The organism is Nanchangia anserum, from assembly GCF_015240065.1.
Classification (GTDB): Bacteria; Actinomycetota; Actinomycetes; order Actinomycetales; family Actinomycetaceae; genus Nanchangia; species Nanchangia anserum.
The window spans coordinates 585,067-610,001 of record NZ_CP060506.1 but is presented as its reverse complement, the minus strand read 5'-3'; the positions used below and the strand labels follow the sequence as shown (position 1 = coordinate 610,001).

Sequence of the window (24,935 nt, the reverse complement as noted above, 5' to 3'; positions counted from 1 at the left end):
TACTCGGGTCTCACGCGCGACCACACCGGATGAGTTGGCTACAGCATAACGACGCCGATATGCCTCGGTGCCCGCGCCACATAACGGGCACGGGCACCGACTGGGGATATCTGGGCTGTTAGTCCGCGACGACGCGAGTCCCCGCGGTGCCGGCGACGATTGCCTCGATGTCTTCCAGCGATCCGATAACCGCCGGCTTACCCGTCGCCTCGACGAATCGGCACGCCGCCTCCACCTTCGGTCCCATCGACCCGGCGGCAAGGGTCATGCTGCGAAGTCTCGAGATCGTTTCCTCCTCGATGCAGTGAGCATCGGGAGTGCCCCAATCGCGGAAGACTCCAGCCACATCGGTGGCGATGACGAGCATGTCGGCGTCCAGCTCGCGGGCCAACAATGACGCACACAGGTCCTTGTCGATGACCGCTTCGATTCCCGTGAGCGTACCGGTTGCCTCGTCATAGGTTGTCGGGATCCCGCCGCCACCGCCACACGTGACGATCGCACCGTCTTCGATAAGTCGACGAATCGAGCGAAGCTCGATGATCCGTTGCGGGTCGGGACTGGCGACGACGCGGCGATACTTATCTCCATCCGGAGCGATCGCCCAGCCTCCCTCGGCAGCGAGGCGCCGGGCTTCCGCCTCGGAATAGACCGGCCCGATCGGCTTTGTCGGATGATCGAATGCCGGGTCATCGGCGTCGACCTGCACCATGGTCACCAACGTGACGATCGCGCGCTCGGGCGCGACGATGTTGCCCAACTCCTGTTCGATCATGTAGCCGATCAGCGCCTGGGTCTGGGCCCCCAACACATCGAGCGGATACGGCGTGACGTCGGGATATGCGGCCGCCTGCAACGCGAGCAGACCGACCTGCGGGCCGTTGCCGTGAACGATCGCCAGCTCGACGTCATCATCGCGAGCAACTTTCGCAATCTGTTCGGCGGCCACTTTAACGTTGGCGCGCTGCGTTGCCGCTTCCATGGGCTCGCCGCGCCTGAGCAGGGCGTTGCCGCCCAACGCTATGACGATACGCATCCTTTCGCCTCCTTCCCCGTATCCGCTTCTCGGTTAGGCCAGCGAGGCGACGAGAACGGCCTTGATCGTGTGCATCCGGTTCTCGGCCTCCTCGAAGGCCAGGTTGATATCGGACTCGAATACGTCCTCGGTCACCTCGATGCCGTTGGCCAGCTCGGGATAGCGCTCGGCGACCTCGGCCCCAATCTTCGTGTCGGAATTGTGGAACGCCGGCAGACAGTGGAGGAACTTGACGTTCGGATTGTTCGCTGCGGCGACCAGATCGGCGTTGACCTGGAACGGCATGAGTTCATCGATACGCTCACCCCACGCCTCGACCGGCTCGCCCATCGACACCCAAATGTCGGTGTAGATGAAGTCAACGCCGTCAACGGCGGCCTTGGGATCGTCGGTAATCGTGATCCGCGCCCCCGATTCCTCGGCAAATCCGCGACACATCTGCTGTAGCTCGTCCGTGGGCTGCAGCTTGGCGGGCGCACCGATGCGCACGTCCATCCCCAGCTTCGCACCGATCAGCAGCAGCGAGTTCGAGACGTTGTTGCGTCCATCGCCGACGAAAGCAAAGGAGATGTCCGTGAGCGGCTTGTCGCAGTTTTCCTGCATTGTCAACACGTCGGCGAGCATCTGGGTTGGGTGATACTCGTCCGTCAGCCCGTTGAAGACCGGCACGCCCGAATACTCCGCCAGCTCCTCAACCGTCGCCTGGCTAAAGCCGCGGTATTCGATGCCGTCGTACATGCGCCCGAGCACGCGGGCGGTGTCCTTCATCGTTTCCTTGTGCCCGATCTGGGACGAGGACGGCTCGATGTACGTGACGTTCGCGCCCTGATCGTGGGCGGCGACCTCGAACGCACACCGGGTGCGCGTTGAGGTCTTCTCAAAAATGAGGGCGATGTTTTTGCCGCGCAGGCGCGCCACCTCGGTACCGGCGTACTTCGCGCGCTTGAGGTCGCGGGAGAGATCGAGCAGATAGTGGATCTCACGTGGGGTGTGCCGTGTCAGCGACAACAGGTGACGGTTCTTCAGGTTGAATCCCATGAGTATCTCCTTGATTTCCTAGCGGATGAGCGCGGCTGAGACGCACACCCCAGCCACGGGAATATTAGACATAGAGGGCATCGCGTTCGATCGGGCACGTCATGCATCGCGAGCCTCCGCGCCCACGTCCCAATTGCGCGCCATCGACCTCAATCACCTCGATGCCGGCGTTGCGCAGCGCCGCATTGGTCACGGTGTTGGAGGCGTAGCCGACGACGACACCCGGCGCAAGCGCCAACGTGTTATTCGCATCGTTCCATTGCTCACGCTCGATGTTGAAGTAGTCACCGCCGGTGGCAACGACATGAAGTGGGGTGTCGAGGACGTCGCTGAGCGTGTCAATGAGCTTCGTCCCATCGCGGCGAATATCGATTCCACCGCGCGCGGAGGAATCGGGCCGCAGCGACATCGTCCAGACGTCGTTGACGATCGGCAGGTAGGCGTTGACGACATCCTCCGAACAGAACGTGAAGACCGTGTCGAGGTGCATGGCCGCACGCGTCTTCGGCAGGTGCGCAGCGATGACACGCTCGGCCGCGCCGGCGGCGAACAGCGACTTCGCCAGCTGCGTTGCCGCGTTCACCGAGGAGCGCTCCCCCATCCCGACCAGCAACACCCCCGGCTTGATGGGCATGATGTCGCCGCCCTCAAGGAAAGTATTGGGGTTCCATGCCCGATCCGGATCGCCGAACCACACCTGGTAATCCGCCTCGGCAAACCGCGGGTGGAACCGATAGACCGCCGCCGTCAACAGCGTCTCTTGTCGGCGAACGGGCCAGTACATGGGGTTGAGCGAGACCCCGCCGAACATCCACGCCGTGTTATCTCGCATGAATTGGGTATTCGGCAGGGGAGGCAGTAGCCAGTCTTCGTCAATACTGCCGTCGGGAATGAGCGCGTCGGTGTAGGTTCCCCCGATCTCGGCGGGCACCTCCCCCACCCCGAGACCTCCGATGAGGTGAGACACGAGCCGGCTTGGCTCCATGTCGTCGAGCCAATCGCGCACACCGGCGCACACGATGGGGTTGACGGCGTCCTCGGTGATCTTGCGGTCGAGAATCCACCGCCGTGCCTCGGGAATCGCGACGACGTCTTCGAGCAGATCCGTCATATCGAGAACGTCGATGTCGCGCTCACGCATGAGATCGACGAATTCCGCGTGATCGTCACGAGCCTTATCGACCCACAGCACATCGTCGTAGAGCAGGTCGTGGCAATTGCGTGGAGTCAGTCGTCGGTGGGCAAGGCCGGGACGACACACCATGACCGTGCGCAGCCGACCTGCCTCAGACCAGACGCCGGGCGTTTTCTCCATCGTCACTCCTTTCGGCTACCGCCGCGTCACCCGCGACGCATAAGTCGGGCACCGTCTCGCCCGGGGCAGCGTCACCGCGGTGTAACGTGCGGCTTTCCAGGATTGCTCATAAGAAGTACATCACACCAGCTACCCCGACGCCTACAGGTCCGCTGAACACCGTTTAGCGATATTCATTCACCCGTATATTCATGTCGCATTAAATGCCGGAATTGGTAATATCAGCCGAACACTCTGGAGATAAGCCGCATAACATACAGGAAGATATACGACACGCGCGACACGCGGCCGTCACACCTCGCGCTAGTCTGAGCCAGGTAGCGACACGATGCACACGAGGAACAGCAGACGGGAGGCACCAATGGTCAAACGCACACTCACCGCAACTGAAGAGCAACTGGTGGCATCCCTGCGCACCGCACTGTCATCCTCACCCCGACCGCTCGCGATCGACGAGGACGACATCGACTCGATCGTTGCCCTCATCACCTCGGTGAGGCGCGCAGCGGGCAACCAGGTCGACATCGGCCCCACCTGTCTCACGCCGGCGCTGGCGGACTGGCTCGGCATCTCACGCCAGGGCATCAGCAAAGGCGTACGCGAACGCCGGATCCTCGGAGTCCAGATCGGCAGAACGTGGCACTACCCGATGTGGCAGCTCGGGGCCAACCAGATCGCACCCGCAGCCACCCAGGTATTCAAATCACTGCTCCCACCCGATCCATCGCCCGCGCAACGCGCCTCCTTGGCGGCGTGGGCGTGGCGGCAGTCCGAGGACGATTCACCGCTGCGCGGCGCATCACCGGCAACGTGGATTCGCGAGGGCGGCGAGACCGCGAGCGTGCTCGACTACGCTCGCCACACCTGGCATTGTAGGTAGCCCGCCGGCCGACGGCCAAGCTCCTCAGTCGTCGAGGCCGAGTTCGCGGCGCAATCGGGCGACGTGCCCCTTTGCGCGAACGTTGTAGAGCGCTGCTGTCACCACACCCGAGGGATCGATGACGATCGTCGAGCGGATGACGCCGACGCTCGTTCGCCCGTAGTTCGTCTTCTCGCCCCACGCGCCCCACGCCTCCATGCAGGCGTGATCGGGATCGGATGCCAGCGGGAAGGACAGCGCGTGCTCGTCGGCAAAGGCCTCAAGCTTCGCCAGGCGATCGGGAGAAATGCCGATGACCTCATATCCGCTCGAGCGCAACGAGGCCAGCGAATCACGAAAATCGCACGCCTCAGCCGTACATCCCGGCGTATTGGCCCGCGGATAGAAGTAGACGACGAGACCGCGCGTCGTCGACGCCGCGAGATCGTGCAACCGGTAGGGGCCTGAGGGGATGCCGTCGAGCGTCATGTCCGGGGCATCCTGCCCCACGGAAAGCCTCGCCATGGTGTCGTCCTTTCACCGAACGTGCGCGCGGAGGGACTCGAACCCTCACGCCGTCACCGGCACCAGGACCTAAACCTGGCGCGTCTACCAATTTCGCCACGCGCGCGCGTCGCCTAGTGTAGCGGTCCCGCCACGCTGACGCACACCACACCCGCTTCGCTGCCGCGGCTATTCGCGGCGCGCCGAGGAGATCGTCGCCTGGGCGAGCACTCGGGTGCCGTCGTAAACGACGAGACTTTGACCGGGCGCAACGGCGCGTCGCAGCTGCATGAGCTCGACTCGCATCTCGTCGCCGCGAATGCGAACGAGTGCCGGAGTGAGGCTCCCGTGAGCGCTCACCTGAATCGCCACCTCGCGCTCGGCACTCAGCCCGGGATGGGCGGCATCAGCGAGCAGCACGGCGTCGGCGGCGTCGATGCGGTTGACACTCAACAGCTCGGCGGCGCCGACAATGACGGTGTTCGCGCGCGGGTCCGTGCGCACGACGTAGCGGGGACGCCCATCGGGAGCTGGGCGGTTCAGTCCGAGTCCTCGACGCTGACCAACCGTGTAGGCGTAGGCCCCCCGGTGGGTACCCACCTCGTTGCCTTCGGTGTCGAGAATCGGCCCGGGTTGGGTACCCATACGCGAACGCAAAAACCCGGCGGTGTCGCCATCGGGGATGAAACAGATGTCATAGGAGTCGGGCTTGGCGGACATTGGCAGCCCACGCTCGGCGGCCTCGCGCCTGACCTCGTCCTTGGTCACCGCGTCGCCGAGCGGGAAGAGAACTCGCCCCAGAGCCTCGCGGCCCATCACCGCCAACACGTAGGACTGGTCTTTGGCCTCGCACGCCCCACGATGAAGCTCGGGACCGTCAGCCCCGGCGACGATTGATGCGTAATGGCCGGTGCACACGGCATCGAATCCGAGCGCGGCACCGCGTCGAGCAAGCTCGCGGAACTTGATGAACTCGTTGCACCGAATGCAGGGATTCGGCGTCCGCCCGGCGCGATATTCGGCAACAAAGTCGGCCACGACCGTGTCGTGAAACTGCTCGGCGAGGTCCCACACATAAAACGGAATCCCCAGCAGCGCGGCGGCACGGCGAGCATCCTGGGCGTCTTCGAGCGTGCAGCACCCGCGTGACGAACACCGAGATGTCTGGGGATTTGACGTCAACGCCATGTGGACGGCCGTGACATCGTGGCCGGCATCGCAGGCGCGCGCCGCGGCAACCGCCGAATCGACGCCGCCCGACAGGGCCGCAAGCACCCGCATCATTCCTCCTAATGTCCCCGCGAAGCCTACCGCGACCTGGGCCGCGCCAGCTCGGCGTAAGCGTGAGCCGCATCGAGGGCACCGGGCAACGCCTCAAGAAACGCCTCGACGTCGCGCATGCGCGTGGCCCAGCCGAAGGAGACCCGCAGGGAACCGCTGGCATCCTCCTCGCTGATTCCCTGTGCTAGCAGTGTCGGGGAGGGACGCGAGACTCCCGTGTGGCAGGCCGAACCAGCCGACGCGGCAATCCCGGCGGCGTCGAGGGCGACGACGAGGGCCTCGGCGGAGCAACCGGGAGCGACGAACATCGTGATCGACGCAGTCGCCTCGGCCTGGGTCGCCACCGCGATGCCATCGGGAAGCCCCGAGATCAGTCGTTCGCGCATCCGGGCATGGCGCTGCGACATCGCCGGGCGCTCCTCAACGGCCTCGGTTAGCGCAGCAGCCAGGGCTTGAGCGGTGGCGACAGCGGGCGTGCCCGAGCGCAGCTGACGCTCCTGTCCCCCGCCCGTCATGACGGGAACGATGCCGACTTCGCGCGTGGCGAGCAGCACCCCGCTGCCCGACGGGGCGCCGCACTTGTGGCCGAGGCCCCAGCGCGAGAAGGTCGACGCCGAGGGCATGAAAATCGACGGGAAGTCGCCCGATGGCCTGAGTCGCATCGAGCAGAATCGGCACCTCGCGCCCCCACCGCGAGCGCGCCCGGGCGACAATATCGCGTACGGGCGCGATGACTCCCGTTTCGGACGCGACGGATGTGAGGGCGAGAATCGCCGGCGCGGGGCCGGCGAAGGCAGCCTCGGCGTCGTCGAGATCAATCCCGCCATCGCGGCGAAGCCCGATGATGCGCACGTCTGCGATCGTGGCCGCCGTCTGCGCGATCGCCGGGTGATCGAGGGCGGTGTGGATGACTCGGCGTGCCGGGCGCCGCCGCGGCACCGCGAAGGGCGATGACATCGGACTCGGTGGCTCCGGAGGTAAAAATGACCTCCGTCGGATCCGCGCCGAGTGCCAGGGCAATGCGCGCGCGAGCGTCATCGAGCAGGAATGCCGCGTCGCGACCAGCGGCGTGAACCGACTGGGGATTCAGCCCGGTCCCCTGCGCCCGCTCCCACGTGCGCACCATGGCCTCACGCGCCACCGCCCGCATGGGTGCGGCCGCGGCGTTGTCGAGGTAGATGAGGCTCACTGCCCGTCCAGAGCGCTCAACGCCTGCGGGATCACCACGTTGATGTCACCGACGACCCCAAAATCGGCGAGTTCGAAGATCGCCGCCTCGGCGTCGTCACACACGGCGACGATCGTCTGTGCTCCGCGTATGCCCGAGACGTGGTGGATATCGCCGGAAATGCCCAGGCCGATGTAAAGGTTGGGGGCGATGGCAACGCCGGATTGCCCAACCTGCGCGGCGCGGTCGATCCACCCTTCCTCGGTGGCCACGCGGGTTGCCCCGACCGCGCCTCCGAGACGCTCGGCAAGCTGGTTGACGAGCGTGAAGTCGCCCTGGGTGCCGCGCCCTCCGCACACGACGACGGGGGCGTCGGTGAGCGAAACCGTGTGGTCCTCAGTGCGCGAGGATTTCACCGCCACGGCCTTAGACGCCTCGCGGAAGCTAACGGAGAGATGCTCGACCTCGGGAGTCGTCGGCTCGGGCGCGTCGGCGGCTACCAACCCAGCCGTGCGCAAGGCGATGACGGGTACGCCGCCGCTGACGTGGAACTCCGTCTCCCACTGCCCGTCAAGGACCGACTTTGAGGCCAGCAAACGCGACTGAGTGATGCGCAGCGACGACACGTCGACAGAGGCACCGGTGCCCAGCAGCACGGCAACTTGCCCGGCAACGTCATGACCACGCGCGTTCGAGACGTTGAGAATCGCTTCGGGATCGCACTCGCGCGCGGCAGCGACGACGCAATCGGCGACGATGCCGGGGACGCGTGGACTGAACCGGCCGAGGCGAGCGGCGATGATACGCGTCACCCCCTGCGCGGCAAGCGCGGCCACGTCAGGAGCCGAGTTCAGCGCGAGCGCGACGATGTCGCCGCCCGCGATCTCACGCGTCGCCGTGAGCAGGCGTTTCGATGCCTCGGTGAGGACGTATCCGTGCTCGTCATCTCCCGTGTGGTCGGTGACAACGAGGATGGTTCCTTCGATCAGTTCGCTCATTCTCGCCCCTCCTTAGTTGCCCTGCGCAAATCCGGCCTCGCGCAGGAACTGCGCGAGTTCGACACCGCCGGTGCCCGAATCGGTGACGATGCGGCCCTCGCCTCGTCGCTCGTCGCGCTTATCCGCGCGCAACATCTGCGTGCCGGCGGCCTCGGAACCGTAACGCGGCTGACCATCGATGGCCAGCGCGTCGAGATCCCATACCTCGATGGGCTTCTTCTTGGCCGCAAGCATGAGCTTGAATCCCGGAGTGCGCGGCTGATTGGCCTCGTCGGTCACGGAGCAGACGAGGGGGTAGGGCGCCGTCAACACGTCGGCGAAATTGTCGAGATAGCGAGAAACCGTCACCGCGTCGTCCTCGATGGCGAAGGTCGCCGCCGCCGTCAGCGACGGCCATCCCAGCGTTGCTCCGAGGGCGCCGGGCAGCATTGACGTCATGCCGTCCAGCGACGTCGACCCCGTGAGAACGAGATCGATCGGGGCATCCTCACCGAGCTTGGTGATGGCGGCGGCGAGAACCTGAGCGGTGCCGATGACATCGGAGCCGGCCAAGCGATCGTCTGTGATCTGGATGGCGCGATCGGCGCCCATCTGGAGAGCCCGCATGACCGCGTCCTTAGCTCCCGCCGGCCCCATCGTCAGCGCAATGACCTCGCCGCCGTGGTTCTCTTTCGCCGCGAGCGCCGCCTCAATTGCGTTCTCGTCGAGGTCGTTGAGACTGTCCTCTTCACCACGCACGAGCGTGCCGCCCTCGAGACGGCGATGAGATTGAGCATCGGGAACGTATTTCACGCAAACGACGATTCGCATGTCTCCCAGACTGCCATAAGTGCGAAGTCAACAGGAATGCGAGGGCTCTAGCGTGGGCAAATCCACGCCGTTTGGCGGGTCTTTTGGCACTGCGCGTAAACGGGACATGAGAGACTATCGGGCATGCCTGAGACGTTTTCAGCCTATGAGTCCGGCCCCGTGAGTCCCCGGGTTCCCCGCGGCGCAACCAATCCCTCGCGTCTGGGCGGGCATATCGTCGCTGATGGCGTGGACATTGCTGTCGTTGCCCCTCACGCTAAGGCCGTCGAAGTGTGTTTCTTCGATTCGTATGCCGCCGACGCCGAGGAGACGCGTTTCCAGTTGATCGGCCCCGATGAGGGCGTGTGGCACGGCCACGTCGCCGGCTACCACACGGGGACACCGTACGGGTTTCGCGTGTGGGGCCCGTGGGATCCCCAGCGTGGCCTCGTCTATAACCCGAACAAGCTGGCGCTTGATCCCTACGCGCGCGCTATCACGGGGGCGGTCGACCTCACGGATGCCGTCTATGCGCACCGGTGCGATGACGATCTCTATCCGATTCATCCCCTACAGCCGGATTCGCACGATTCGGCTTCCCACACCGTGCGCGGCGTCATTCAGGCACCGTCGTTCCCAGTCGTCGCGGGGCCGCGCACGCCGTGGAACGACACGATCATTTATGAGGCCCACGTCAAAGGGCTGACAAAGAACCTCCCCGACGTTCCCGAGCACCTGCGGGGAACCTATGCCGGCCTCGCCCACCCCGCGACGGTGTCCTACCTGACCGACCTCGGGGTTACGGCAATTGAGCTGCTGCCGGTCCACGCCAAGCTGGACGAGCCGTTCCTCACCGAGCGGGGGCTATCGAATTACTGGGGATATTCGACCCTGTCGTACTTCGCTCCTGAGCCGTCCTACGCGTCGGCGGCCGCGCGCGCCGGCGGCCCCTCCGCGGTCCTCGACGAATTCCGTGGCATGGTGTCGCTGCTGCACGAGGCGGGCCTCGAACTCATCCTCGACGTCGTCTACAACCACACGTGCGAGGGCGGCATGTCTGGCCCTGGCGTCTCGTGGCGGCTCATCGACAACGCGATGTATTACCGCATCGATCCGGCCACCGGCCACACGCGCGACTTCACCGGCTGTGGAAACTCCCTCGACTCCTCCGAGCCGCGCGTGAATGAGATGATTCTCGATTCTCTGCGCTACTGGGCCCGCGACATGGGCGTCGATGGGTTCCGCTTCGATCTGGGGGTGACGAACGGGCGTCTGCACGAGGATTTCTCGCCGGACCATCCCCTGCTCCAGGCCTGTCTGCTCGACCCGGTGCTGCGGCAGAAGAAGATGATTGCCGAGCCGTGGGATGTCGGGATCGGCGGGTGGCAAACGGGAGGCTTTCCGCAGGCGTTCTCGACATGGAACGATCACTATCGCGATTCTCTGCGTCAGTTCTGGCTCGTTGATGCCGGCACTCAGTCGCGTGGAATTGCCCGTGGCGGCGGCCCCTACGACCTGGCGACGCGTCTGTCGGGATCGCAGGACCTCTACGGCCACCTCGCCGACGCGACTACCGCAGCCACGCGGCGCTCGATCAATTTCGTCACCGCCCACGACGGCTTCACGATGGCGGACCTCACGTGCTACGAGCGCAAGCACAACGGGGCGAATCTCGAAGAAAATCGCGATGGGACGAACAACAACCTCTCGTGGAATCACGGCGTGGAGGGTCGCGCGGCGGGACCGTACCTGACCAAGGACGACGTCCCCCAGGCGATCGAGATGCTCACCGAGCTGCGCCCCCTGCGCTCGCGCTCGCTGCGCAACCTCTTCACGATGCTGATGATTTCCGCGGGCACGCCCATGTTCGTGGCGGGCGATGAGTTCGGGCGCACGCAGTTTGGCAACAACAACGCCTACTGCCAAGATTCCGAGATCTCGTGGGTGGACTGGGATCTCGAGGACTTCCAACACGACCTCCACGACTGCGCGCGCATGCTCATTCACCTGCGTCGCAACCACCCCGTGCTGCGCCCGGCGCGATTCCTCACCGGGCAGGCGATCGACGATGTTCTGCCCGACGTGTCGTGGTACACCCGTGCGGGCACCGAGCTGAGCGATCACTCGTGGCATGACCCGGAAAATCGCGTCTTGCAGATGCTGCGCTCGGGCAAACCTCACGGCGACGTCGACCTGTTGGCAATCATCAACGCGACGGCTCAAGAGACCGAGGTGCGCCTGGCCGAAGGCCGAGGGACGGCATACACGTTGCGGTGGGACACGACGTGGGAGCGCCCCGAAGATCCCGACGAACTCACGCGTTACGTCGGCGGACAGAAGATCCTCATGGAACCCTTGAGCATCGCGCTGCTGCTGTCCTCCCCCGACGTGAAGTCTCTGCTGGAGCACTGAGCCGGCTCGATATGATGGGCAACATGCACGATGCCGAAGAGACCCTGAGTGATTCCCTGACCGATGCCTCGCTTCGTCGGTGTAAGGAGCGCTCCGCCGAAATCGAGGCCGAGATCTCGGACAATCCCGCGCGATTTCGGGTATTGACCGGCGATCGACCGACGGGAAACCTCCATCTCGGTCACTACTTTGGCACGCTGAAGAATCGCGTCGACCTGCAAGCGCGCGGCGTCGACACGTGGCTCGTCATCGCCGACTACCAGGTCATCACCGACCGCGACGGCACGGGACCGGTCAAGGAGCGCGTGTATTCCCTCCTCGCCGACTACCTCGCGTGCGGCATCGACCCCACGACGGCGACGATCTTCACCCACTCGGCGGTGCCCTCGCTCAATCAGCTCATGCTGCCGTTTCTCTCGCTCGTCACCGAGTCCGAGCTGCATCGCAACCCCACGGTCAAGGCCGAGCTGGAGGCCTCGGATCGGGCCATGTCCGGCCTGCTACTGACCTATCCCGTCCACCAGGCCGCCGACATCCTGTTCTGCCGCGCGAACCTCGTGCCCGTCGGCCAGGATCAGCTGCCCCACCTGGAGCAGACCCGCCTCATCGCCGATCGCTTCGACAAGCGCTACCGGCGCAAGTCAGCGCTCACCCGGCGTGTCTTCCCCCGCCCCGAGGCACTGCTTTCCCAGGCCAGTCACGTGCTCGGCCTTGACGGGACAAAGATGTCGAAGTCGCGCGGAAACGCCATTGAATTGGCGATGAGCGCCGACGAAACAGCCAAGCTCATTCGCAAAGCGAAGACGGACTCCGATCGCGTCATCACCTTCGATCCGGTTGCCCGACCGGAGGTGTCGAATCTCCTCACCCTCGCCTCGCTGGCCGGGGCCGGCGATCCCCGAGAGATCGCCGCCTCCATCGGCGACCAGGGTGCGGGTGCCCTCAAGCGTGTCGTGACCGATGCGCTCAACGCGATGCTCGAGCCCATCCGGGTCAAGCGCGCAGCCCTTCTCGACGATCGAACCTATCTGCGCGAGGTGCTCACCGCCGGTAACGAGCGGGCTAACGCCGAGGGCGAGGAGACGCTGGCCCTCGTGCGCGAGGCTATGTCGATGGTGTACTAGGCGCGAAAGTCCCGCGATCTTCGCTGTTTTCGCGCTATTTCTCGCCGACGCGTCAAGGTCACACCCGCAATCACGGCAAACGTGTCTAGACCGGGTGCGTGAGCGTGCTAGTCTCTCTGCGTTCAGCCCAACAGCGCCGGCGCGGAAGCTGGCCTGGGGGCGTGATCTCCCTCAGAGAAAGGACAGCGATGGCTACAACCACCGCGTCGGGAATCATCGACAATGTCGGCGGTCCCGCAAACATCGCGCACCTCACGCATTGTGCGACGAGGCTGCGTTTCCAGCTCCATGACGCATCGAAAGTCAACACAGAGGCTCTCGACGCGTTGCCCGGGGTCATGGGAACGGTTCCCCAGTCGGGTGAGCGTTTCCAGATCATCATTGGCGGCGCCGTCCAGAGCGTCTACGACGAGATCATGGGACTGCCCGAGATGGCGACGGCCGGAAAGCTCTCGGACGACGACGTCAAGGCCCAGGCACGCTCTAAGGGCCCGCGCGGAAAGTTCTCCTGGCTCGACAACTTCTTCGAGTTCCTCTCCGACTCCTTCCGTCCCATCATCGGCGCCCTCCTGGGAGCCTCGCTGTTCATCACCGTCATGGCGCTCATGGGCACGCTCGGCATCATCGGCAACTGGGCTGACCCGCGCGTCGACCTGCCCCCGCAGTGGGCGTTCGTCAACCTGTGCTGGAAGTGTGTCTTTACGTTCCTGCCGCTGCTCGTCGCCTACAACGCCTCCAAGAAGGTCGGCGCTGATCCCTGGGTTGGCTTCGCCATCATGGCGGCGCTCATGCTCCCGGGCTTCTCGGCCTTCTCCGAGGCCGCTCGCGACGTCCACTTCATGGGGCAGACCATCAAGGTCATCGACATCGCCGGCCTGCCGCTGACGATCTTCGACTACTCCTCGCAGGTGTTCCCGCCGCTGCTCATGGCCGCCCTGCTGGGCCCGCTGACGAAGCTGCTGAAGAAGATCTTCCCCGCGAACATCCAGCTGATCTTCGTCCCCTTCTTCTCGATGCTCATCATGATTCCGCTGACGGCCTTCATCATCGGCCCGATCGGGGTCTACGTCGGTGCTGCGCTCGCGCAGTTCCTCAGCGCGATCAACGGCTTCTCGCCGCTCATCTTCGCCATCGTCATTCCGTTGGCCTACCCGTTCATGGTGCCGCTGGGCCTACACTGGCCGATCAACGCGATCATGCTGCTTAACATTCAGCAGCTCGGCTACGACTACATTCAGGGCCCGATGGGCTGCTGGAACTTCGCCTGCTTCGGTGCCACGGCCGGCGTCCTCATCCTGTCGGCGCGTAACAAGGACAAGACGATGCGCCAGACAGCGACCGGCGCGCTTGCCGCAGGTCTGCTCGGCGGTATTTCCGAGCCGTCTCTGTACGGTATTCACCTGCGCTTCAAGCGCATTTACCCGTCGATGCTGCCCGGCTGCCTCGTCGGCGGTCTCATCATCGGCCTGGGCGGCGGCGTGACGACGAAGGCCTTCGTCTTCACCTCGTTCCTCACGATTCCCGCTTTCGACTCGGTGGGCCTGTACGGCGTCGCCGTGTTGGCCTCCTTCATCACCGCCTGCGTCCTCGTCGTCATCCGCGGCTACAAGGACAAGGAAGAGCCGGTTGCGGTCGCCGCCTCCACGGCGAGCGACACCGCTGAGGTCGCCTCCGCCGAGGCTCCGGTTGCCGCGGTTGGCGCTGCCGACACGAACGAGCCCGCCGAGGTCGACGTGGCGCAGACCACCGAGGCCGAGATCGTCCAGATCACCGCCCCGCTGGCGGGCCGTCTCGTGGCCCTTTCGAACGTTCCCGATCCCGTGTTCGCGCGCGGGACGATGGGTGAGGGCGTGGCCATCGAGCCGTCCTCGTCCACCGTCGTCGCGCCGGCTGCGGGCAAGGTTATGCTTGCCGCCGAAACCGGTCACGCGGTCGCTCTGAAGCTGGCAGGTGGCGTTGAGCTGCTCATCCACGTCGGCTTGGACACCGTCAAGATGGGTGGCGACGGCTTCGAGGTCCACGTCAAGGCCGGGGATCGCGTGAACGCGGGTGATCCGCTGGTGACGTTCGATCTCGACAAGATCGCCGCTGCCGGTTACCCATCGATCACGCCGATCATCGTCATGAAGTCGAAGAAGATCGCCAAGGTCACCCAGACCGCCTCGGGCGAGGTCACGCCCGACACGGTCATTCTGGCGGCCGAAAAGGCGCTTCAGCCGGCGTCCTCCGCGAACTGACGTATACGCGCTAACGGGGCCCCGCTCGACGTGAGCGGGGCCCCGTTGTGTTGTCGCGTTGGCAGTGTCGCTACACGATGCCGCCGGTGCCAAAGACGTGACCGATGACGTAGCCCAAGCCCATCGCCACGACGCCCCCGATGACGAGGCGCACGGCGGCACGTCCCTTCGGTGCTCGGCCGAGCTCGGCCGAGATCACGCCGGTAAGCGCGAGGGCAATGATGACCGCGGCGATCGTCGCCGCAACGGCGATCGACGGGGGGAAAAGCAAAATCGCGAGCATTGGCAGCGCCGACCCGGCGAGGAACGCAATAAATGACCCCGCAGCCGCGTGCCAGGGGTTCGTCAAATCGTCGGCGTCGAGGTGGTATCGGGCCGTCAGGTGCGCCCCCACCGCGTCGCGCTCGGACAGCTCGGTAGCGACGATCAGCGCGGTCTCGGCCGACAGCCCCCGGTCGAGATACGCGCGCGCAAGTTCGCGCTTTTCGCCCTCGGGATCGCGCTCGAGCGCGGCGCGTTGGCGCTCGATGACCTCCCGCTCGGTATCGCGTTGGGTCGACACCGACACGTACTCGCCCACGGCCATCGAGGATGCGGCCGAAGCGATCCCTGACAAGCCGGCGAGTGCGATGAGACCCCGGTTCGTCGGATCGACAACGGCGACGCCGATGACGAGACCGGCAATCGACACGATGCCGTCATTGGCGCCAAGAACAGCCGCGCGTAACCAATTTAGGCGCGAGGACAATGAGCCGCGCTCGCGGGTGGGCGATGACGTGCTAATCGATGTGCGTGTCGGGCAGTGCGGAGGTGTTGTCATAGCGACACAGGCTAGGTCGCGGCAGAATTGCCAGCAACGAAGCTGATACGTCGCCACGTAGGCCCAGCCGATGCACACTAAGACATGCCTGACCGAACCCCTCGGCCTCATATGCCCTCTGACCTGGGCATATGCGTGAGGGTAGGCGCGAGGTTTCCCTCGCGCCTACCCTCATACGTGGGTCTCAGATCGCGGTCGGGGCGATCTTCCACACCTCGTTCGCGTAATCGCGAATGGTGCGGTCGGAGGAGAAACGTCCCGACGCCGTGATGTTATTCCAGCACTTGCGCGCCCACGATTTCTGATCCGCATAATCGGCGGCCATGCGGTCACGCGCCTCGCGATAGGCCGCGAAGTCACCGAGCAGGTAATACACGTCAGCGGGCTCGTAGCCGTTGGAGTTGAGCAGCGACCAGTGCAAATCGTGGAACATCCCCGAGCCGTCATCGCTCAACGTGCCGTCAACGAAGGCATCCATGACGCGTTGAGGCCCGGCACCTGTTCCGTCGCCTGCTTGGGATCGTAGGTGCGGCGCAGGTCGGGCAGCTCGTCCTCGGTCGCGCCGAAGATGTAGGCGTTGTCCTCGCCCACGGCGTCGAGGATTTCGACATTGGCGCCGTCAAGCGTTCCCAGCGTCAGGGCACCGTTCATCATGAACTTCATGTTCGAGGTTCCCGAGGCCTCCTTGCCGGCCATCGAGATCTGCTCGGACACGTCGGCCGCCGGAATGATCTTCTCGGCCGGAGAGACGTTGTAGTTCTCGACGAACACGACGCACAGTCGCCCGGCGACATCGGCATCGTCGTTGACGAGGCGCGCCACCTCGTTGATGAGCTTGATGATGGCCTTGGCGCGGACGTATCCCGGGGCCGCCTTGGCGCCGAAGATGAAAACGCGCTTGGGGACATCGAGCGTGGGGTCGTCCTTGATCCGGAAGTACAGATCGAGGACGTACATGATGTTGAGCAGCTGGCGCTTGTACTCGTGCAGACGCTTGATCTGAACGTCGAAGATGGCCTCGGGATCAATCGTGATCCCCTGGCGATCCTTGATCCAGCGGGCGAATTCGACCTTGTTCGCGTGCTTGACCTCCATCAACTGCGCCAGAACATCGTCGTCGGCCGCATCCGCGACCGTGGCGAGGACATCGAGGTCGCGGACCCAGTCGTCGGATCCCGTGACCTCGGTCAGCAGGCGCGCCAGGCGAGGGTTGCACTGGTTGAGCCAGCGTCGGGGGGTCACCCCGTTCGTCTTGTTGTTGAAGCGCTCGGGCCACACGTCGTGCCAGTCCTTGAGCGTCTCGCGCTTGATGATCTCGGTGTGGAGCGCGGCCACGCCGTTGATCGAGAATGCCGCGTAGCAGGCGATCCACGCCATGTGGACCTTGCCGCCCGAGACGGGCGCCATGTAGTCGATGCGGGCCCCGTCGAGGCCGCGCTCGGACATGTCCTGACCGGAATCGGCGGTCGATCTCGTAGACGATTTCCGTCAATCGCGGGAACAGGCGGTCGAAGATCGACACCTCCCACTGTTCCAGAGCCTCGGCGAGGACCGTGTGGTTCGTGTAGGCAAACGTCTCGGACACGATGTCCCAGGCGTCCTCCCACCCCAAGCCGTGCTCGTCCATGAGCAGGCGCATGAGTTCGGGAATAGCGAGCACCGGGTGGGTGTCGTTGAGCTGGATGCAGTTGTAGTCGGCAAACGACGTCACATCGCCATGGACCTCGATGTGGTTGTCGACCATCTGCTGCAGCGACGCCGAGACGAAGAAGTACTGCTGGCGCACGCGCAGAACCTTGCCCTCGAACGTCGAGTCGTTGGGGTAGAGAACGCGCGAGATGTCCGAGGTGCGCTCGCGCTCGACGATAGCGTCGGTGAAGCGCTGGGAGTTGAAGGCGTCGTAGTCGAATTCTTCCATCGGCTCGGCGCGCCACAGCCGCAGGGTTCCGACGTTATCGGTGCCGTAGCCCGTGATCGGCATGTCGTAAGGGATCGCCCGCACCGTCATGTCGGCATAGGTGACGAAACGCTGATCTTCCTCATGGCGGATGACGAAGGGGTAGCCCTCCTCCATCCACGCATCCGGAGCTTCCTTTTGATAGCCGGCCTCGAACAGCTGCTTGAACAGGCCGTAACGGTAAAGAATGCCGTAACCGACGACCGGCAGATCCTGGGTGGCGCACGAGTCGAGGAAGCACGCTGCCAGACGCCCCAGTCCCCCGTTGCCCAGCGCGGCATCGGGCTCCTGTTCGAGGATGTCGCTCAGCTCGACCCCGAAGGAGGCTGCGGCCGCCTCGGCGTCGTCAAGGAGACCGAGGTTGAGCAGGTTGTTGAGCAACGCGCGGCCCATGAGGAACTCGGCCGAGAAATAGTGCTGGCGCCGACCGGCACGATAGGCCTCGTGGGTGGCCTGCCACCGCTCGGCAATTCGGTCGACAACGCTGGCCGATAGGCCCTGCCACATTTCCATTCGCGTCGACGCCGCGATGGAGCGGCCGGAGGCGGCGCGTGTGTGGGCAGCCGCGATGTCGGTAAACGTCTCGGTCATCGGGTAGGTTCCTTTTCTCACCAAGGGGCGAAATCGCGACCAGTCTAGCGGCAATGGCACAGGGCCGAAGAATCCGCCCGCTGGATCCCGGCGGAGCCAATCGTCACGCGCACCGAGCGGGTAGCCGATAGCCTGGGAGGGTTGCCGAAGATGTTGTCGATTGAGGAGGCGTCAATGACCGCGCCGCGTTCACCCCGCACCCGTTCCACGACCGCGAAGCACCGCGGCAGCGAGGAGACGACGACACCGTCGACACGGGCTGCTGAACGTGCCCACACCCGCAAAGCCTCGCGAGCGGCGACGCGATCGACTCCCCCGGCACCGGGTGCCTCCCAGGACGCCGATGCCGCTCTGAAGTATGCGGGCTCGGCCGAGACGCCCACTCCCCAGGCACCGACGTTGCTGCGCGAGGATTGCCGCATCAGCCGGATCCCGGCAACCGAGGTGTGGCCCTCAATCGAAGATGGCCGCTGGCCCGCCAAGGCTGTCGTCAACGAGTCCTTCCCCGTTCGTGCCACCGTCTTTCGCGAGGGGCACGATGCCTTCGCCGCAGAGGCCGTCCTCTACGATCCCGCCGGTCAGGAGGTTCAGCGCAGCCTTATGCGCGACATCGCCCCCGGACTCGACCGCTACGAGGCACGGCTGCGGGCGGGTGAGCAGGGACTGTGGAGCTTCGCCATCTCGACGTGGTCGGATCCCTTCGCGACGTGGAGCCACGACGCCTCGGTGAAGATCGCGGCGGGCATCGACTCCGATCTCATGCTCGAAGAAGGCGCCTTGCTCATGGAACGCGCCGCCGCCTCCCTGAGCGTGACCGGCACCGAGGCCGACGAGGCCCGCGAGGTGCTGACGCAGGCGGCCATCGGGCTGCGCGACGCCTCGGCGTCGGCGCAAACGCGGCTATCGGCGGGCGTACATCAACAGGTTCGCCGCGTCATGCGTCGCTTCCCCCTGCGCGACCTTGAGGAGACGACGAAGCGCTATCCCGTCTATGTCGACCGCGAGCGCGCGCTCGTCGGGTCGTGGTACGAGATCTTCCCGCGCTCGATTGGCGCCCATCGCAACGAGTCGGGGGAATGGACGTCCGGGACGCTGCGCAGTGCGGCCGGCGATCTCGAACGGATCCGGAATATGGGATTCGACGTCATCTATCTCACCCCGATTCATCCCATCGGCACGACGATGCGCAAGGGGAAGAACAATTCGCTCACGGCCGCACCCGGCGAGCCGGGGTCGCCCTACGGGATTGGGGCACCCGAGGGAGGCCACGACGCCATTCATCCGGATCTGGGGACGTTTGCCGATTTCGACGCCTTTGTCGAGCGAGCGCAGGGCCTGGGCATGGAGGTCGCCCTCGATATCGCGCTGCAGTGCTCGCCCGATCACCCGTGGGTGAGCGAGCACCCCGAATGGTTCACGAAGCGCTCCGACGGCTCAATCGCCTATGCCGAGAACCCGCCGAAGAAGTATCAAGACATCTACCCCCTCAACTTCGACAACGACTACGCCGGCCTGTATCAGGCCATCGTCGACGTCATCGAGCTGTGGATTGCCCACGGGGTGACGATCTTCCGCGTCGACAATCCCCACACCAAGCCGCTGCGCTTCTGGCAGGAGTTCCTTGCCCAGATGCGGCGGGATCACCCGGACGTGCTGTTCCTCGCCGAGGCCTTCACCCGCCCGGCGATGATGCGCACCCTCGGCGCGGTCGGGTTCCACCAGTCCTACACGTACTTCGCCTGGCGCACCCACAAGCAGGAGATCGAGGACTACCTCACCGAGGTCGCCCGGGATACAGCTCATCTCATGCGCCCGGCCTTTTGGCCGACGACCCACGACATCCTCACCTCTCAAATGGTCGACGGTGGCGAGGCCGCCTTCCGGTTACGCGCCGTGCTCGCGGCCACGGGAGCGCCGACGTGGGGCATTTATTCGGGCTACGAGCTGGCCGAAAACGTCCAGCGCCCGGGCTTTGAGGAACAAAACGACAACGAGAAATACGAGTACCGGCCCCGCGACTACGCGTCCGGATGCGGCCCCGAGATGTCGCGGTTGCTCACGGCCCTCAATGAGGCGCGAGCCGAGCATCCGGCGCTGCAACGCCTGCGCAACATCACGATCCACACGACGACCCATCCCGAGATCATCTGTTTCTCGCGCCATGTCGAGGCCTGGGAGTCGCCGACGGGTGAGGCCGATACCGTCATCGTCGTTATCTCGCTGAATCCGCACGACCAGGTCGAGGGCCTCGTCACCCTCGACCTCGGCGCGCTCGGCCTGGGCGGGGCGTCCATGGGACCGGGTGTGCCGCTCATGCGCGTGCGCGATCACCTCGACGGTCAGGATTACACGTGGGGGGCGACGAACTTTGTCCAGCTGCAGCCGTGGGGTCGCCTCGCGCACGTCTTTTCCGTGGAGGCCCTGTGACCGGTTCGCTTACCCCGCTCGCGCACAGCTACGAGGGAGTAGAGGCCCCCTCTCACGATCCGCACTGGTACCGCCAGGCCGTCTTTTACGAGGTGCTGTTGGCCTCGTATGCCGACGCCAACGGCGATGGGGTCGGCGACTTCGCCGGCTTGCAGTCCAAGCTCGACTATCTGGCGTGGCTGGGGATTGACGCCATCTGGATTCCGCCGTTTTATCCCTCCCCGCTGCGCGACGGCGGCTACGACATTTCCGATTACACGGCGATCAACCCGCGCTATGGGACGATGGAGGACTTCACCGCCCTGGTCGGTGCCGCGCACGAACGTGGAATCCGCGTCGTCATCGACATGGTGCTCAACCACACCTCCGATGAGCACCCGTGGTTTCAGGCCTCACGCTCCGATCCGACGGGTCCCTACGGGGATTTCTACGTGTGGCGCGACAGCGACGACGACTACCGCGATGCCCGGATCATCTTCATCGATACCGAAACGTCGAACTGGACCAAGGATCCCGTGCGCGGGCAGTACTTCTGGCACCGCTTCTTCTCCCACCAACCCGACCTCAACTACGACAATCCGGCCGTGCGCGCGGCTATCCGCAACGTCGTGCGGTTTTGGTGCCGCACGGGTGTCGACGCATTCCGCCTCGACGCGATCCCCTACCTATACGAAAGCAACGGCACCAACTGCGAGAACCTGCCGGCCACTCACGAATTCATCGCCGAGTTGCGGGCCATGGTCGACGAGGAGTTTCCCGGGACGGTGATGATCGCCGAGGCCAATCAGCCGCCGGCCGACGTCGTCGACTATTTCGGCACCGAGGCCACGCCTGAGTGCCACATTTGCTTCCACTTTCCCATCATGCCGCGGCTCTTTGCCGCGCTGCGGGCCGAGTCTGGGCGCGGGCTGCGCCAAATCCTTGCGACCCTGCCGCCCCTTCCCGGAGGTGGGCAGTGGGGGACGTTCTTGCGCAACCACGACGAGCTCACCCTCGAGATGGTCGATGAGACCGAGCGCGCCGACATGTACCGCTGGTATGCCCCCGAGTCGCGGATGCGCTCGAACGTCGGGATTCGCCGTCGCCTCGCTCCCCTGCTCGGTGGCTCGAGGCGCAAGATCGAACTGGCCCACGCGATGCTGCTGTCACTGCCGGGCAGCCCATTCCTGTACTACGGCGACGAAATCGGCATGGGCGACAACATTTGGCTGCCCGACCGCGACGGCGTGCGCACCCCGATGCAGTGGGATCCAACGTCGGGTGCGGGATTTTCCCACGCCGATCCCGAGAGCTTCCTCTACCCCCTCATTGACGCTCCCGGCTGGGATCCGCGCTCGACCAACGTCGAGGAATCGATGGCACGCGAGACGTCCCTGCTCAACTGGCTTCGCCGCGCCCTCGCGGTTCGCCGCGCCTACCCGTGCTTCGGCCAGGGGGCCATGCAGCTGGCGACGACGTCGCGCGAGGAAGTCATGGCGTTCATTCGCCGCGATGAGACGACGACGCTGCTGTGCGTGTACAACCTCGCGGCGTCTGCGCAGGCGGTGAGCATCGATCTGCCGGGGATGGCCGGATGGCACACGCGCGACATCGTCGACGGCGGTGAGTTCCCCCGCGTGAGTGACGCGGACGAGCTGACGGTGACGCTCACCCGTCACGGGTACTACTGGCTGGAGCTGACCTGCGGAGGTGAAAACTCATGTCACTAAGTGTTGCCACCTGGCCGGCGCGTTCGGTGATTCTTGACCTGCTGGCACCCTGGCTGCTCGAGCGCCGGTGGTTTCCAGCCTCGAGCATCGAGGGGGCCCAGGTCATCCACTACGCCGATTTCGCCGGGTCTGACGACCTGCGTGTCCTCGTCATCCAGCTGGCCCAAGGGGCATGGGTCCACGTCCCGCTGGCGTGGAAACCGACGTGGTCGGAGGCGGGTCGCATCATCGATCTCGACGACGGCGGCGTCCTCGTCGACGCCCTCTACGACCGGGAATTCTTGACGGCGTGGATTGACCAGACCCACCGCGACGGCGGTCTCGGGGTGCTGCCCGACCAGGACGGCCCTGCGATTGCCGCCCAGCTGCGCGCGGCGGTGGCCGATGCGCGTCACCTCGGGCAGGAGCAGTCGAATACCTCGCTCATTTTTCCTGCCTCTCCCCCGGCGATCGTCAAATTCTTCCGCGTCCTCGTGGTCGGCGAGCACCCGGAAATCGCCGTCCCGCTGGCGCTGGCCGGTGACGGTTTCGAGTCCGTGCCCGAACCGCTGGGATATTCGACCATGATGGTAACTGGCCTCGATCACGAGGCCGAGGAGACGTGCACCGGCGTCGTCTCGCGGCTGGTGAGCGACGCCGAGGACGGCTTTGCCTACTTTGTCGAGCGGGCGCGCGCCGATGAGGATCCCGCGGATGCGGCGCGGGCGCTTGGCGAGATGACGCGCTCGATGCACGAACACCTGCGCGCGAGCCTCGGCGAGAGCGAGCCCATGTCCGGTGCCGCGCTGGCGCTGCGCATACACGGGGAAGCCCGTCAGGCGATGGCGGCGTCCTCGACGCTCGCGGCGGACACCAATACGCTCGAACGCCTCGACCGCCTGACAGGAATGCTCCAGCACGTCGGCGCACTCCCCCCCGCTCAACGCATTCACGGCGACTATCACCTCGGGCAGTGCCTGCGCTCCGATCGCTCCTGGTATGTCCTCGACTTCGAGGGCGAGCCGCTGCGCCCGCTAGCCGAGCGGATCCAACCCGATCAGCGCCTGCGCGACGTCGCCGGGATCATCCGCTCCTTCGACTACGCCCGTGCGATCGGTAATGGCTCGTCGGCCTGGTGCGCAACTGCGCAAGACGCGTTTGTCCGCGGATATTTTGGCGAGGACGGCCCCGGTGAGGCCGAACGCATGCTGCTCGGCGCCTTCGTCGTCGAGAAGTCCCTCTACGAGATTCGCTACGAAGCCCAACAACGCCCCGCCTGGGAAACCATCCCGGCAACCGCTCTGCGAGAAGAACTGATCAACCTGCCCGAGTGAGGAGGACGACGATGTCTGCCCACCCCGAAACGTTCCGCCGATTCCTCTACCGCCAAAAGGTGATCCTCGGGGTCGCCTTCGTCGGCTACGTGTGCGCCTACCTCGTGCGTAACAACTTCAAGATCATGTCGAAGGACATGATCGACGCCTACGGCTGGGACAAGATGAACGTCGCGGTCCTCCTCACGTGCTTCACCGTCACCTATGGGCTGGGGAAATTCGTCATGGGGATGCTCGCCGATCGGATGAGCCTGCGTCACCTCTTCGGCGGGGCGCTGGCGCTCGCCGCGCTATTGTGCATCCTCATGGGTGTGACGAGTTCCTTCGTCATCATCGCCATTCTCCTCATCGCCGTCGGCCTCATCCAGGGCGCCCTCGCCCCGTCGTCTCAGGCGATGATCGCCAACTATTTCCCCAACCGCACCCGCGGAAGCGCTATTGCCGGCTGGAATGTCTCCCAAAATGTCGGTTCCGCGCTGCTGCCCCTCTTTATCGGCGGAATCGGCGTCATTGCCCCGGGAAACATTGCGCTGACGTTTATTCTGCCGGGCATCTTTGTGCTGATCCTCGCCTTCTTCGTATGGAAGCTCGGTGGCGATAATCCCGAATCCGAGGGACTCGGCTCCCTGCGCGACCTATACGGCGAGGAAGGCGAACCCAATGTCGGCGAGGACTCGTCGACCGAACTGCCCTATTGGACCCTCATCGGACGTTACGTGTTCGGTAATCCCGGCATTCTCCTCGTCGGTTTTATCAACGCCGCGTTGTACTTCGTGCGATTCGGCGTCGAAGACTGGATGCCGATCTATTTGTCCGAAGAGGCCGGATTCGCCCAGCATCACTACCTGACGGCCGTGTCGGTCCTCGAGTGGGTGGCGGTTCCCGGATCGTTCTTCTTTGCCTGGCTGGCCGTAAAGTTCCCCAACAAGATGACGTTCATCGGCGCCATCGGCTTGTTCGTCATGGCAGGGCTGATCTTCTACTACGAGACATTGGAATACACCGGGACCTCGTCCTACATCACCCTCCTCGTCGTCTCGGGATTGTTGGGCACCCTCATTTACGGGCCGCAACTTATCGTCAACATCCTGACGCTGAATTTCGTCCCCCTCAAGGTCGCGGGGACGGCGCTGGGATTTGTCGGCTTGATGGCGTATTTGTTGGGCAACCTCGGGGCCAATTGGCTCATGCCGATACTGGCGGATCATTCCTCGTGGACGACGTCCTACATGGTGGTCGCCGTGCTGTCAGCCCTGTCCGGCGTTGGTTATCTCGTACTTGCTCGGCGTGAGCGGCGAGTCGTCGCCGTGTAAAAGTCGAAAAACGCCGGGCCGTTTCCACCCCACCCGGGCGCGGA

At 64.8% G+C, this 24,935-nt stretch carries 18 protein-coding genes, 1 tRNA gene and 2 pseudogenes; 8 read left to right on the top strand and 13 right to left on the bottom strand.

What is annotated here, in order from left to right:
• Nucleotides 1-118 precede the first annotated feature (118 nt).
• From arcC to H8R18_RS02795, 3 genes are all read right to left on the bottom strand, one after another.
• Nucleotides 119-1,036: a carbamate kinase gene (arcC, locus tag H8R18_RS02805; RefSeq protein ID WP_191072017.1), complete on the bottom strand. Its 918-nt coding sequence runs from the start codon at nt 1,034-1,036 to the stop codon at nt 119-121.
• A 33-nt stretch (nt 1,037-1,069) separates the two neighbouring features.
• A complete protein-coding gene (locus H8R18_RS02800; RefSeq protein ID WP_191072018.1) occupies nt 1,070-2,074 on the bottom strand; it encodes an ornithine carbamoyltransferase in 1,005 nt (334 codons plus the stop codon).
• A gap of 64 nt (nt 2,075-2,138) precedes the next feature.
• Nucleotides 2,139-3,389 carry an arginine deiminase gene (locus H8R18_RS02795; RefSeq protein WP_191072019.1) on the bottom strand — a complete coding sequence of 417 codons (1,251 nt, stop codon included), beginning with the start codon at nt 3,387-3,389 and terminating at the stop codon, nt 2,139-2,141.
• Between the two features lie 400 nt (nt 3,390-3,789).
• Here H8R18_RS02795 and H8R18_RS02790 point away from each other — a divergent pair, with 400 nt between their 5' ends.
• A complete protein-coding gene (locus tag H8R18_RS02790) occupies nt 3,790-4,269 on the top strand; it encodes a hypothetical protein (protein WP_191072020.1) in 480 nt (159 codons plus the stop codon).
• Nucleotides 4,270-4,293: 24 nt separating this feature from the next.
• On the opposite strand, the gene H8R18_RS02785 is transcribed toward H8R18_RS02790, so the two are convergent.
• The 8 genes and pseudogenes from H8R18_RS02785 to H8R18_RS02755 all read right to left on the bottom strand — a co-directional run bounded on the left by H8R18_RS02785 (nt 4,294) and on the right by H8R18_RS02755 (nt 9,009).
• Entirely contained in the window at nt 4,294-4,773 is a 480-nt protein-coding gene (locus H8R18_RS02785; RefSeq protein ID WP_191072021.1) for a peroxiredoxin, read from the bottom strand.
• Between the two features lie 22 nt (nt 4,774-4,795).
• A tRNA-Leu gene (locus H8R18_RS02780) sits at nt 4,796-4,879 on the bottom strand.
• A 62-nt stretch (nt 4,880-4,941) separates the two neighbouring features.
• Nucleotides 4,942-6,033, bottom strand: coding sequence for a tRNA 2-thiouridine(34) synthase MnmA (gene mnmA, locus H8R18_RS02775; protein ID WP_191072242.1), 1,092 nt, complete (start codon nt 6,031-6,033; stop codon nt 4,942-4,944).
• A gap of 26 nt (nt 6,034-6,059) precedes the next feature.
• The gene (locus tag H8R18_RS09505; RefSeq protein WP_420846893.1) at nt 6,060-6,656 is read right to left on the bottom strand and encodes an aminotransferase class V-fold PLP-dependent enzyme; all 597 of its coding nucleotides are present in this window, start codon (nt 6,654-6,656) and stop codon (nt 6,060-6,062) included.
• A 28-nt stretch (nt 6,657-6,684) separates the two neighbouring features.
• Nucleotides 6,685-6,915 (bottom strand): annotated as a pseudogene (locus H8R18_RS09875) (aminotransferase class V-fold PLP-dependent enzyme); the annotation flags it as partial.
• Nucleotides 6,848-7,222 (bottom strand): aminotransferase class V-fold PLP-dependent enzyme, encoded by a 375-nt coding sequence (locus H8R18_RS09500; protein WP_194189365.1) that lies wholly within the window; start codon nt 7,220-7,222, stop codon nt 6,848-6,850. The pseudogene H8R18_RS09875 and the gene H8R18_RS09500, both read right to left, overlap by 68 nt.
• Nucleotides 7,219-8,199 carry an electron transfer flavoprotein subunit alpha/FixB family protein gene (locus H8R18_RS02760; protein ID WP_191072023.1) on the bottom strand — a complete coding sequence of 327 codons (981 nt, stop codon included), beginning with the start codon at nt 8,197-8,199 and terminating at the stop codon, nt 7,219-7,221. Before H8R18_RS02760 ends, H8R18_RS09500 begins: the two co-directional genes overlap by 4 nt.
• 12 nt (nt 8,200-8,211) lie before the next feature.
• Complete coding sequence (locus tag H8R18_RS02755) at nt 8,212-9,009, bottom strand: electron transfer flavoprotein subunit beta/FixA family protein (RefSeq protein WP_191072024.1); 798 nt, start codon at nt 9,007-9,009, stop codon at nt 8,212-8,214.
• A 123-nt stretch (nt 9,010-9,132) separates the two neighbouring features.
• On the opposite strand from H8R18_RS02755, the gene glgX reads away from it, so the two are divergent.
• From glgX to H8R18_RS02740, 3 genes are all read left to right on the top strand, one after another.
• Entirely contained in the window at nt 9,133-11,400 is a 2,268-nt protein-coding gene (glgX, locus tag H8R18_RS02750) for a glycogen debranching protein GlgX (protein WP_191072025.1), read from the top strand.
• 23 nt (nt 11,401-11,423) lie between these two features.
• Complete coding sequence (gene trpS, locus H8R18_RS02745) at nt 11,424-12,524, top strand: tryptophan--tRNA ligase (protein WP_191072026.1); 1,101 nt, start codon at nt 11,424-11,426, stop codon at nt 12,522-12,524.
• A gap of 188 nt (nt 12,525-12,712) precedes the next feature.
• A complete protein-coding gene (locus H8R18_RS02740; RefSeq protein WP_191072027.1) occupies nt 12,713-14,761 on the top strand; it encodes a glucose PTS transporter subunit IIA in 2,049 nt (682 codons plus the stop codon).
• A 70-nt stretch (nt 14,762-14,831) separates the two neighbouring features.
• Here the strand turns inward: H8R18_RS02740 and H8R18_RS02735 are convergent, their stop codons facing one another.
• Both H8R18_RS02735 and H8R18_RS02730 read right to left on the bottom strand, forming a co-directional pair.
• Complete coding sequence (locus tag H8R18_RS02735) at nt 14,832-15,581, bottom strand: VIT1/CCC1 transporter family protein (protein WP_191072028.1); 750 nt, start codon at nt 15,579-15,581, stop codon at nt 14,832-14,834.
• Between the two features lie 184 nt (nt 15,582-15,765).
• Nucleotides 15,766-18,129, bottom strand: a pseudogene (locus tag H8R18_RS02730) (glycogen/starch/alpha-glucan phosphorylase).
• 174 nt (nt 18,130-18,303) lie between these two features.
• Between H8R18_RS02730 and H8R18_RS02725 the strand changes: the two are divergent.
• The 4 genes from H8R18_RS02725 to H8R18_RS02710 are packed head-to-tail and all read left to right on the top strand — an operon-like array spanning nt 18,304 to nt 24,891.
• A complete protein-coding gene (locus tag H8R18_RS02725) occupies nt 18,304-20,556 on the top strand; it encodes an alpha-1,4-glucan--maltose-1-phosphate maltosyltransferase (RefSeq protein WP_191072030.1) in 2,253 nt (750 codons plus the stop codon).
• Entirely contained in the window at nt 20,553-22,265 is a 1,713-nt protein-coding gene (treS, locus tag H8R18_RS02720; protein ID WP_227712856.1) for a maltose alpha-D-glucosyltransferase, read from the top strand. Before H8R18_RS02725 ends, treS begins: the two co-directional genes overlap by 4 nt.
• Nucleotides 22,256-23,578 (top strand): phosphotransferase, encoded by a 1,323-nt coding sequence (locus H8R18_RS02715; protein ID WP_191072032.1) that lies wholly within the window; start codon nt 22,256-22,258, stop codon nt 23,576-23,578. Before treS ends, H8R18_RS02715 begins: the two co-directional genes overlap by 10 nt.
• 11 nt (nt 23,579-23,589) lie before the next feature.
• Complete coding sequence (locus H8R18_RS02710) at nt 23,590-24,891, top strand: MFS transporter (RefSeq protein WP_191072033.1); 1,302 nt, start codon at nt 23,590-23,592, stop codon at nt 24,889-24,891.
• The last annotated feature ends 44 nt before the right edge of the window (nt 24,892-24,935 follow it).